Genomic DNA, 9,865 nt, shown 5'->3' on the forward strand with positions numbered 1-9,865 from the left:
GGAATCCGGTGACAGTCCTGACCTGCGAAAACAGGAACCCGGGGCTTCCTCAGGAGGACGGCAGCTCCTCGACGACGCCGCTTCCCCTGCCCTTCGCCGTCCTGGCCCGTGAACGGCGCGCTCGTCGACGAGCACGTGGTCGGCGTCCGGTCGTCTCGTCGGCATGGTCGAAGTTCTTCGTCCTGGCGGTTCGTGAGCGGATGGTTTATGGACCGGATCGGTTCGGTTGATGAGTCGAGTCGGCGCGGGTGGTCGTGGCGGCGGTGTCGAGCGCGTCGGCCGTGCCCGCTCGCTGATCGCTGGCAGGGCTCTGTCGGGACCCGCATTGCACCGCCTGCGCGAGCGGGTCGGCGAGCGCTGTTTGAGCCCGCTCATCCTCGGCCGCGCGTCCGCGCATGCACCCGCTCACCGGGGGTTCTCGAGCCCGCTCGTAAACCCGATCACAGAGTCGGCGGAGAACTCGCTCACGTACCCGCTCAAGGAGACGCCGCAGAACCCGCTCACCGCCGCGCGCATGCACCCGCTCGCGAGGTCGCTCACGGAACCGCTCATGCACCCGCTCATCGCACCCGCTCACGGACCCCACTCATGTGTGCTCCGACCTGCGCAATGAGCGGGTGGGACACCCAACACGTGAGCGGGTGGTTTCACCTCTCACGGTGCCACTCAGGCCCGTCGTTTGATGACACGAAGAAGGGCCGCCCCGAAACCTCCCGAGACGGCCCTTCCGTGGGTACCTTTCGGCTACCCCGCTCGCACTGCCGTTTCGTCCACCAACTCGACCTCGCCCCGAACCGGCAGGATCACGTCGGTCGGGCGCTCGAACAGCGCCCCCGACTGGCGCCCGGGAGCGGTGCGGGTGTCGACGTGCTGGAACCCGCGGCGGATGTAGTAATCGTGCAGGGCGGTGTTGCTCCGCCAGCAGTCCAGCCGCAGCCACCGGTTTCCCTGACTGGCAGCGCGTTTGCAGGCCCAGTTCAGCAGGGCGTCCCCGAGGCCGGTGCCGCGGGCCGCCGCTGCGAGCATGAACTTGTAGAGGTAGGAAGCGGGCTGTTGCACCTCCTGCTGAGTCCAGAAATCGGTGTCCGGACCTTCCAGGCACAGTGACCCCACCGGGGCGCTGGAGTCGTCGCGCACGATGAAGGTCGTACCGTCTGCGACCTGCCGGTAGATCGCCCTGCTGCCCTTTGTGCTCGACGTCCACTGGTCGATACCGGCCTCACGCAGCCACCGCTCGGCGTGGCGACGGAGCTGGAGCACTGTGTCAGCGTCGGCGGCTGTGCCGGGTCGCACCGTGTAGGTAGTCATCCTCTGCTCCTCTCACTGGACGGGCAGGTCGTAGCGGACGATCTGACGGTCGCCGGGCCACACACTGACCAGAACTCGAACAGGCCGGTCGTCCGCGTCGTATCCGACGCGGCTGTGCTCGCCGACCGGGGTGCCGGGGTGGAGGTCGAGCAGTCGGATCTCGTCCTCTGTAGGCATCCGGGGAGTGATCCAGTCCTCATGCCGGGCCTGGTGCACCCCGATCGACCGGAGGAACCCGGCGGGCAGCACGACATCTCGCTCGGTGAGCGCGGGAGCGAACTCGGTGCCGTCGACGTCGGTGGTGGTGCGGCGCGCGACCTCCTCGGTCAGGTAGGCGTCGGCGATCATCACCGGCATCTCCCGTACTCGCGGGAGGCGACTCACCGACCGCACACGGCGGCGCCGTAGGACCGTGGCGCCCGGCTCGATGCGCAGTAAGCCGGCGATCTGAGGCGACGCGGGGATCCAGTCGACTGTGATGGTCTGAGCCCCTGTCCACCCCTGCGCCTCGACGTCCGCCTTCCACTGATCGATTGCACGGGCGGGGTCGTCCTGGTAAGTGCCACGCTCGAACGCGGTCGCGGTGAACACGATGCGATAGGACTCGCGGACGAGTCGACCTTGGGAACCAGCGCCAGCGGTGATGAGCCCGTCGGCTTGGAGCTGCTGTAGCGCCGATCTGACCGTGGGGCGCGATACTCCGAATCGCTCGGCGAGAGACAGCTCGGTGGGGACCTGGTCGCCAGGTCCGAGTTGGCCGGTCTCGATCTGTGCGTGCAGGTCGTCGTAGACGCGCCTCCACCGGGGCCTCTGTCCCGCTGCCATCCGCACCCTCCTCTTTGTCGTGTCTGACGGTACAGACATGGCGATCTCCTCCGCTGCTCCAGTGGTGTGAACCCCTTGCGGGCCGGTAACTAAGTAGCTACTGTACGTTTTGTCATTACAAAGATGACAGAGCAGAGGTCCGAACCCTCTGAGACCGGGTTGGCGCCCGTGCGGACCTGTCCCCACCGGGAGGTGGCGACAGGAAGCACCGCAGCCGAGCGTTTCGGCGACACGCCTTGAACTCCACAGCGAACGGCACAAGCCGCTGGCCTGCCTGCGCGCTGTCAGTCACCAAAGGGCATCGCAGGTCAACTCAAGGTCCGCGCCACGCAGACACATGCGGTGTCTGCCGCTGGACACCAGCCCCCGACCACATACGGCGGGGTTCTGGTGTCGGGCGAGGGACACCGCGCCCAAGAAGAAGCCCCGCCCACGGGTTCCGGCCGTGGGCGGGGCTGATCACTACACACCGAGAGGACTGGTGCGCCATGCCCACCGTACCCAGCGAGACGTTTCCGGACGTCCTCGCCGTTTACGACGCGGTCACCGCCGACGTCGAGACGTTCACCGACACCACCGCCGCTCTCGTCGATGGAGGTGAGCGGCAGTGAGCTGGGATCGCATCGTGATCCGCCCGGCCGATGTGCCGGCCGCGGAGCTGCCGGAGCCCGAGCCCACGCTGGCCGACCTGCTGGCGATCGAGCACGGCGACGAGGTGCTGGTTCAGCACCGCATCAACCGCGCGCAGCGCGTCGCCGCGCTCGAGCACACCCACCGCGAGCTGATGGGTCTGCGCCGCCGCTATCGGGATGCCGGCGACGACAACGAGTTCGACTCCACCACCCCCACGACAACGACGTTTTGGAGGGCCGCATGAGCACGCTGACCACCGCCACCGCTGACACCGAAATCGGTCGGCTGATCCGCGATCTGCTGGACCAGCTCGACCTCGTTCACTCCCCGCTCTACCGGGCGGTTCACACCGACGCCGAGATCGCCGCCGCCGAGACGGGCCTGTGGGAGGCCATCGCTGACGCCGCCACGAGCCCCCGAGAGGCGGTGACGGCATGAGCCGAGTGATGTTCCACCTGCCCGACCTCGCCAAGGGCGCCCTGGTCGCTGGCCTGCTCGGGCTGGTCATGTCCGCTGCGGGTGCGTCGTGGTCGCTGGTGGCGATGGTCGCCGGGGTCGCGGCCGTGGTCACGGCCTGCCTGTCCGCCGGGCTGTACTTCCGGCGCGCGGGTCTGCGGCCGATCCCGGCGGCCGCCGTCGAGGACGACACCACCAGCAGCGACCCAGCCGAAAACGACGAGGTGGGCGGCAGCGCCGCTTCCCCACACGAGTCCGACGCTGCCGACCCCGCGCGCCGTGCCGACCCTGCCCCCGAGGTCGACGCCGCGGTGCGCTGAATCCCGGTCCAGCACCGGGGGGCCGCTCGCCGGGTCCTTCCCCCGACCCGCTCGGCGAGCGGTGCCCAGGCCGCTGGAACGGCACACCACACGCGACGAACACGGAGGACGTGTCATGACCATCACCAAGCTCGACCCGCAGATGCCGACGCAGCGGCTGCTGTCCGGGCTGCACGTCCCCGCGGACCTCGGCGACACCACAGCCCCGCTCGATGTGATCGACCGGCCCCAGCCCGAACCGAAGCCGGAGCCCACCACCGAGCAGCCTCGACCGGATCCGTCGACCCCGAGTCCGGCTCCGGTCGAGACGTTCCGGCCCGAGAAGCCGACCCCGGCCCCGGCTCCGGTGGCGACATCGACCACCACCCCGACCCCGGCCCCGACACGACCGGCACCCCAACCCAAGCCGGAACCGCAACGCCAGCCCCTCAAACCGCCGTCGGCGCCAGTCTTCTGGGGTTCCCGAGCGCTGGAGGCGGTGTACTGGATCGCGATCCTGACCGGCGCGATCGGGCAGATCATCTTCTTCGGTGACCTGTTCAACATGGGATGGCCGGGCTACGTCGCTGCCGCGATCATCGCCACCACCGCCGAAACGATCATGATCTCCGCTGGTGACACCGCCTTGAAGTTCTTCACCAACGGGGTTCCCGCCCGGCGTTGGTGGATCTTCCTCGCGGTGTCGATCGTCGCCGCATGCACCGCCGCAGCGCTGAACGTCACGCACTGGGTGGAAGACAACGTCTCGATGGCGGTGCTGTTCGGCGGGATCGCGATGCTCGGCTTCATCCTGCACGTCACCGACGGGTTCGTGCGCGCCATCGCGTACCGCGAGGCCAAGGCCGCATACGACGCCGAGATCAAGCGTCGGGAGGACGAAGCCGCCAAGGCCGCCTCCCCGGAGCCTGCTCCAGTTCCCGCGCCGAAGGTGGCCACCCAGCCGAAGGTGGCCGCATCGAAGACCACGAAGCCCAGGTCGAGCAAGCGCAAGTCGCGCAAGCCACAACTCACTTCGGAGGCGGCCGTCGCGTGGTCCAAGGCGAACGGCGAGCCCGGCCCGAGCGCGGTGATCAAGCACTTCACCGCCGAGGGCTACGACACGCCTGCGCTGGCGACCATGCGCCGCTGGCTCAACTCCTGACCCTCTGAATCGGTGTCCCGGCACCGGGGCAGCGCATCTCCCTCCACTCCCGGGGAGGTGCGCTGCCCAGGCCACCGGGCCGCAACCCGAACACCCCGAACCGGAAAGGAGCTGCTCCCGATGGCGGGGCACCGCCGAACACGCAAAGCAGGTGCCCCGACCCTTCGGGCGCGGCACCACACCAACGCGAAAAGGCACGCGCTGGAGCGCATCGAGTCCACCAGCGATCCCGCGCTGCGTCTGCGCTACGCCACTGACTACGTGCTTTCCGCGCGGCGGCACAGCGAGCAACGCGGGCGCACCGCCGCGACGCATCCGGCGGTGGCCGAGGCGATCGAGGTGGCGGTGCGGGCGCTGATCCGCTGCGGAGACAACCTGCTCGACCCGTCGAAGAAGGGAAGGTGAACACCTTGTCCGCATTGCCGAAACGTCTCACGGACAAGCTGGCGGGCAAGGCCGGCCGCGAGCAGGCCGACGTGCGAGCGCATCTGCACGCTGTGCCCGAACCCGCTGCTGGTTCGCGGGAAGATGCCGCGGCTCCGGCGACGACCGAGCCAGGCCCCGAGGTGCAGCCCACACCCCCCGGCCTGCTCGAACGAGCCCGGAGCGAGTTCACGCCGCCGGACATCTGGTCGGAGGATCGGCCGGCGCTGTCGAAGGTCGTGAACTACGGCCGGTACGGGCAGCAGGTCCCCGACGAGGGCGCAGCCCGCGCCGCGGCGACGGCGTGGAGTTGGTTCGCCGCGCTCAACGCGGCCGTCTCCTACGCCTGGCAGTGGGTCACCGAACGGCCCTCCCGCACCACCATCGCCGTCGCCCTGGTGGTGCTCGCCTCGCTCGTCCCCGCAGCCCGCACCGCCCTGACGGTGCTGTTGTGGCCCGCCCACACCGCCATCGAACTGATTACCGACCACTGATCTGGAGGATCCGCCATGCTCGCCACTCTGGGTTCCCTGCTCGTTGCCGTGTTCTTCTTCGTGCTCTACAAGACCGTCAAGGGCCGTAAGAAGATCCACTGGATCATCCCGGTGGTCCTGCTGTTCCTGGCCACGACGTCACTGGCGGTCAGTCCCCCGGCCATATGGGCCATGAGCAAGATCGGTGACGGAGTGAGCGGTCTCGGTTTCTCCGCAGCAGGAAGCGCGGCCCTGACCATCGTGATCTTGCTGGTCGTGCTGGTGCTGGACCTGCGGGACAAGAAGCCTGACGGCGGCGCGAAGTTCGCGCTGATCATGATCCCGCTGCTCGCGATCATCGCGTCCGGCCCGGTCGGCGATGCGATGCGCAACGTCAACGGCGGTGTCGCACGTATGGGAGACAACGTCATCTCCACGGTCACCGGCGAATGACCAGCTCCCCAGATTCGCCAGCCCCAATGGTTCACGCACCCCGGGTGTGTGGGCGGGTTCGACTCCCGCCAGGGGCGCTCTCGCAAGACAGCAGCACCACCAACCATCCCGACACCCGCCAAGGGAGTGACGATGCGATGCTGATTTTCGTTGTGCTGGTGGCCGCCTACGCGCTGACCGGCTTGGTGATGGACGGCGCTGCCGCCGTCCGAGGAAAACCGATCCCCTCCACGTTGAGGGCGGAGAGACGACAGAAAGCCCGCGAGCACCGCCAAAGGAACCCTGGCTACCTCAGCCGGGTCTGGGGCAACGCGCTGGACTCGTGGGCGGATGCCTCCACCCGCCGCCACAAGCGCCGGATCGCCAAGCGGGAAGCGCAGGAGCCCACGAAGTCCGCCGCCTGGATCGCCAAGCAGATCGAGAAGGAAGAGAAGCGGGCAGACCGCCGCCGGAAGTTCGCCGACAAGGCCGGGGTGCTGTGGGGCAAGGCCCGCGAACTGCCTGAGCACGTGCGGGAGCGGCGGCGTGAGGACGAAGCGTGGGCCGAAAACACCCGCTACGACGCCGAGCGCGACGACAACGTCCCCGCGGGGTTGGCGGGCTCCACCGACCTCGACGACGGCCAGGACGACGCGAAGGTGCTGCCGTTCCGGCCCCGCACCGACGACACCGTCCACGAGGCCGACGAGACCCCTGCCGCGCCGCGTGTGTATGCCCATGACCTGCACTACGAGATGGCCGACCCCGATCTGCCCTGCATCTGGGAGGGCGGACCCGACGGTCCGATCGAGTCGTGCGATCAGCCCCGCAAGCCGGGGTGGCCGATGTGCGGAGAGCACCTGGCCCTCACCGACGCCGCCGCCGTCGCCCGCGGCGATGTCCCGTTCAGCGAGCGGATCGCGGAACAGATCGCCGGATGGGACGCGGCCGTGCAGGCCGCCACCACAGACCAGCCCACCACTGGGCAGGACATCAACACCGGAATCAAGGAGGACATCCCCATGACCAACGCTTCCGCCATCTCGGGTGAGATCACTGGCCTGCAATCCGGTATCGAGCTGGCCCGGCAGATGCGTCGTTACGTCACTGACGTCCAGAACGTCATGGAGAACGCGCAGGGCACCCTGTCGCAGACCTCCACCGGATTGCAGCAGGTCCCGGCCAGCCTGGAGTTGGCCACCGCGAGCTTGCAGAGCCACGGCATGAACGGCCCGGCGGCGGCGGAGTTCGCTGTCGCGCAAGAGCGGATGGACATGGTCGCTCAGGCTGTCGCTCAGGCGGTCGCCGCGCTCGCCACGGTGGCCGACAACCTCGGCATGGCCGATACGTCGTTCTCCCGCGTGGAGAGCGAGCTGTCGTCCCAGCTCGGTATCTCCGAGCAGGTCGGCGCTGCTGCCGCGCGCGGCGGTGTTGCCCGCGACACCGCCTTCTACATGAGCAACTAGCTCGAAACAGTCCCCGACGGTTCGCACCTCACGCGGTGTGGGCGGGTTCGATTCCCGCCGGGGACACCACCCCAGTTCGTTCACAGAGACGGAGGAAGGATGTCCAAGACCCAGGCCGTGTCCGTCCCGATGGACGAGCACACCACCGACACACCGCAGAAGCAGCGCTGGACCGACCGGCAGAAGGCCGCCGCCCGGCAGAAAGCCGCCGAGCTGGGCCAGGATGCGAAGAAGTCGGCCAAGAGCCTCGTCTACCGTAACCGCCGCCAGCTGTACCCGCTGGCCTACACCTCCGCGACCGCGGCGTTGGGTACGACCGGGGCGCTGGTCGCCGAGTACAGCGACCTCGCCACGCCCACGGTGATGATGGGCACCGGCGCAGTTGCGCTCGGCGCCGGATACACCGCCCTGCGCAAGGTCGGCACGAAGCTGCCGGACGGCATCCTCGGCCGTTTCAAGACCGGGCTGGCCGCGGGGTGCGCGTGGTGCGCAACCCTGCCACTGACCGGCGCGGACGCCACCAGCATGTGGTTGGCGCTCGGCCTGGGCACGGTGTCGCTGTCGGCGCGCTGGTGGCAGCGCATCCGCCCCGGCCACCCCACCAGGTCCACAGCCGCGGCACCGGCACCGGCCCCGGCACCGAAGCGCAACCACGACGAAGAGATGGCCACCGCCTACGACCTGATGCAGGTGTGGGCTGAGGAGATCGGCTGCACCAACGGTGTGCTGGCCGGCACGCTGCTGGACGACCCCCGGCTGTTTGAGGCCGGAGTGGTGTTCACCATCTCGTTGCGGGGCACCAAACACAACCTCGACGCCGTGCGCAACGCGACCGACAAGATCGCGATCGCGCTGGGCTACTGGCCTAAGGACATCACCGTCAGCCAAGGCCAGCGGCCGCACCTGGTGGAGCTGCGGGTCGTAACCCGCCCCGACGCCATCGACGGCGCTTTCCGTGGCCCCGTGATCGTCGACGACGGTCAGGGCAACGTGTGGGTGGAAATCGGCCCCTACACCGACGGCGAGGGTGCCGAGAAGTGGCACCTGTTCGAGCCCAACTCCGTGGTCGGTGGGTTCGTGCTCGGGGGGAAGGGCTCCGGCAAGTCCCGGCTGATCGAGCTGATCGCGATCGCGTTGCGCAAGCTCGGCGTGGAGATCTGGTACCTCGATCCGCAGAACGGGGCGTCGTCGCCAGCGCTGATCGAGACGGCGGACTGGCCGATGAAGGGCATGCACAAAGGCACGAAGCTGTTCGGCAACGTGCTGGATCTGCTGACCGCGATCGAAGACGTCACCACCATGCGCGGTTCGGAGAACACCGACGTCCTCGGGGCTGAGGGCTTCACCCACACCCGCGAGCGGCCGGCCATCGTGGTCATCGTCGACGAGTGCCACATGGTTTTCGACGAGGCCAACCCGCAGACGGGCAACACGTTCGGCCACGACTTCGGTGAGCTGGACCGGATTATGCGTAAGTGCGGGCTCTCCCTGATCGGCGCATCGCAGATCTACACGATGAACACCTTCGGTAATTCCGGTGCTCTGCGCAGCGGCATGACCGGCGGGAACCTCGTCGTTATGCGGATGCTGGAGAAGTCCCACTGCGGTCTGCTGCCCGGCCACGTCCCCAACCCGTGGGACATCCCCAAGGGCGGCGGATACGGCTACAGCATCGGCTCCGACCGGGACGGCGTGCTGTGGAGGTCCCGCAAGCTCGACAACGTCGTGAAGTGGATGAAGTCCTCGCCGCCCGCGATCCTGGACGATCTCGTGCGCAACACCCTCGGCGAAATGTACGAGAAGCGTCACGAGGCGGCACAGCAGGACTCGGCGTACATGCGGGACCTGCTCGGAAAGATGCGCACCGCCACCCCCGACGAGGCACGCCGGATTCGAGCTGAGATCCGCCGTCGCCGCGGCAAGTCCGACGGCTCGGAGACACACCCGAAGCAGCCCGGCGACGTCACCGCGCCGGAACCGCCGGCGTTCATCAGGGCACTCAACCCCAACGCCGACACTCCGGGGACGGAGATCCCGCAACGGGATCTCAACGAAGGTGAACAGGCCCTCATGGACCTGCTCGCTGACGGCGGAGCCTGGTCAACCAAGGACCTCGCCGAACACCTCGAGGTGTCCGAGGTGACCGTCCGCAAGCGGATACGGAACCTCGAAACCCGCCTGGTCAAAGTCGGTTCAGGCCGGTACCGCGCCAAGAACGTGTAGACCCACCCAACCGAGGGCCGGGCCCCACACCAGGGGGTCCGGCCCTTCGCGCGTCTGAGCCGCACTCGACACCACGAACCCCGCGCGGGCCCTCGCGGTTGAGCCGGTTCACCTCGTCGACGTAGCTCCGGTACGCCTCCTCCCGCCGGGACCGGCCCGCGTGCT

13 protein-coding genes are annotated in these 9,865 nt (G+C 68.5%); 11 read left to right on the forward strand and 2 right to left on the reverse strand.

Annotated features, from left to right (window positions below):
* On the forward strand, positions 1 to 230 hold a 230-nt coding region (locus FFT09_RS23185), incomplete at its 5' end, for a hypothetical protein (RefSeq protein ID WP_208544502.1).
* Positions 231 to 744: 514 nt separating this feature from the next.
* Here the strand turns inward: FFT09_RS23185 and FFT09_RS22725 are convergent.
* On the reverse strand, positions 745 to 1,308 hold the full coding sequence (locus tag FFT09_RS22725) for a GNAT family N-acetyltransferase (protein ID WP_138383987.1): 564 nt from the start codon (positions 1,306 to 1,308) through the stop codon (positions 745 to 747).
* Positions 1,309 to 1,320: 12 nt separating this feature from the next.
* A complete protein-coding gene (locus tag FFT09_RS22730; RefSeq protein WP_138383988.1) occupies positions 1,321 to 2,172 on the reverse strand; it encodes a GntR family transcriptional regulator in 852 nt (283 codons plus the stop codon).
* 449 nt (positions 2,173 to 2,621) lie between these two features.
* On the opposite strand from FFT09_RS22730, the gene FFT09_RS23460 reads away from it, so the two are divergent.
* The 10 genes from FFT09_RS23460 to FFT09_RS22775 all read left to right on the forward strand — a co-directional run bounded on the left by FFT09_RS23460 (position 2,622) and on the right by FFT09_RS22775 (position 9,700).
* A complete protein-coding gene (locus tag FFT09_RS23460) occupies positions 2,622 to 2,744 on the forward strand; it encodes a hypothetical protein (RefSeq protein ID WP_279631026.1) in 123 nt (40 codons plus the stop codon).
* Positions 2,741 to 3,010 (forward strand): hypothetical protein, encoded by a 270-nt coding sequence (locus tag FFT09_RS22735; protein WP_138383989.1) that lies wholly within the window; start codon positions 2,741 to 2,743, stop codon positions 3,008 to 3,010. Before FFT09_RS23460 ends, FFT09_RS22735 begins: the two co-directional genes overlap by 4 nt.
* Positions 3,007 to 3,204 (forward strand): hypothetical protein, encoded by a 198-nt coding sequence (locus FFT09_RS22740; RefSeq protein ID WP_138383990.1) that lies wholly within the window; start codon positions 3,007 to 3,009, stop codon positions 3,202 to 3,204. Before FFT09_RS22735 ends, FFT09_RS22740 begins: the two co-directional genes overlap by 4 nt.
* Positions 3,201 to 3,542, forward strand: a complete 342-nt coding sequence (locus FFT09_RS22745; RefSeq protein WP_138383991.1) for a hypothetical protein — start codon at positions 3,201 to 3,203, stop codon at positions 3,540 to 3,542. The genes FFT09_RS22740 and FFT09_RS22745 overlap by 4 nt, the downstream gene beginning before the upstream one ends.
* Positions 3,543 to 3,657: 115 nt before the next feature.
* Positions 3,658 to 4,683, forward strand: a complete 1,026-nt coding sequence (locus FFT09_RS22750; RefSeq protein ID WP_138383992.1) for a hypothetical protein — start codon at positions 3,658 to 3,660, stop codon at positions 4,681 to 4,683.
* Between the two features lie 120 nt (positions 4,684 to 4,803).
* Positions 4,804 to 5,088, forward strand: coding sequence for a hypothetical protein (locus tag FFT09_RS22755; protein WP_138383993.1), 285 nt, complete (start codon positions 4,804 to 4,806; stop codon positions 5,086 to 5,088).
* Positions 5,085 to 5,600: a hypothetical protein gene (locus FFT09_RS22760; protein ID WP_244231477.1), complete on the forward strand. Its 516-nt coding sequence runs from the start codon at positions 5,085 to 5,087 to the stop codon at positions 5,598 to 5,600. The genes FFT09_RS22755 and FFT09_RS22760 overlap by 4 nt, the downstream gene beginning before the upstream one ends.
* Positions 5,601 to 5,615: 15 nt before the next feature.
* Positions 5,616 to 6,032 (forward strand): hypothetical protein, encoded by a 417-nt coding sequence (locus tag FFT09_RS22765; protein ID WP_138383994.1) that lies wholly within the window; start codon positions 5,616 to 5,618, stop codon positions 6,030 to 6,032.
* Positions 6,033 to 6,190: 158 nt separating this feature from the next.
* Positions 6,191 to 7,477, forward strand: coding sequence for a hypothetical protein (locus tag FFT09_RS22770; protein WP_244231478.1), 1,287 nt, complete (start codon positions 6,191 to 6,193; stop codon positions 7,475 to 7,477).
* Positions 7,478 to 7,576: 99 nt separating this feature from the next.
* Positions 7,577 to 9,700, forward strand: coding sequence for a helix-turn-helix domain-containing protein (locus FFT09_RS22775; RefSeq protein ID WP_138383995.1), 2,124 nt, complete (start codon positions 7,577 to 7,579; stop codon positions 9,698 to 9,700).
* Positions 9,701 to 9,865 lie beyond the last annotated feature (165 nt).

The sequence above is a fragment of the Saccharomonospora piscinae genome (assembly GCF_005862235.1).
Lineage (GTDB): Bacteria > Actinomycetota > Actinomycetes > Mycobacteriales > Pseudonocardiaceae > Saccharomonospora > Saccharomonospora piscinae.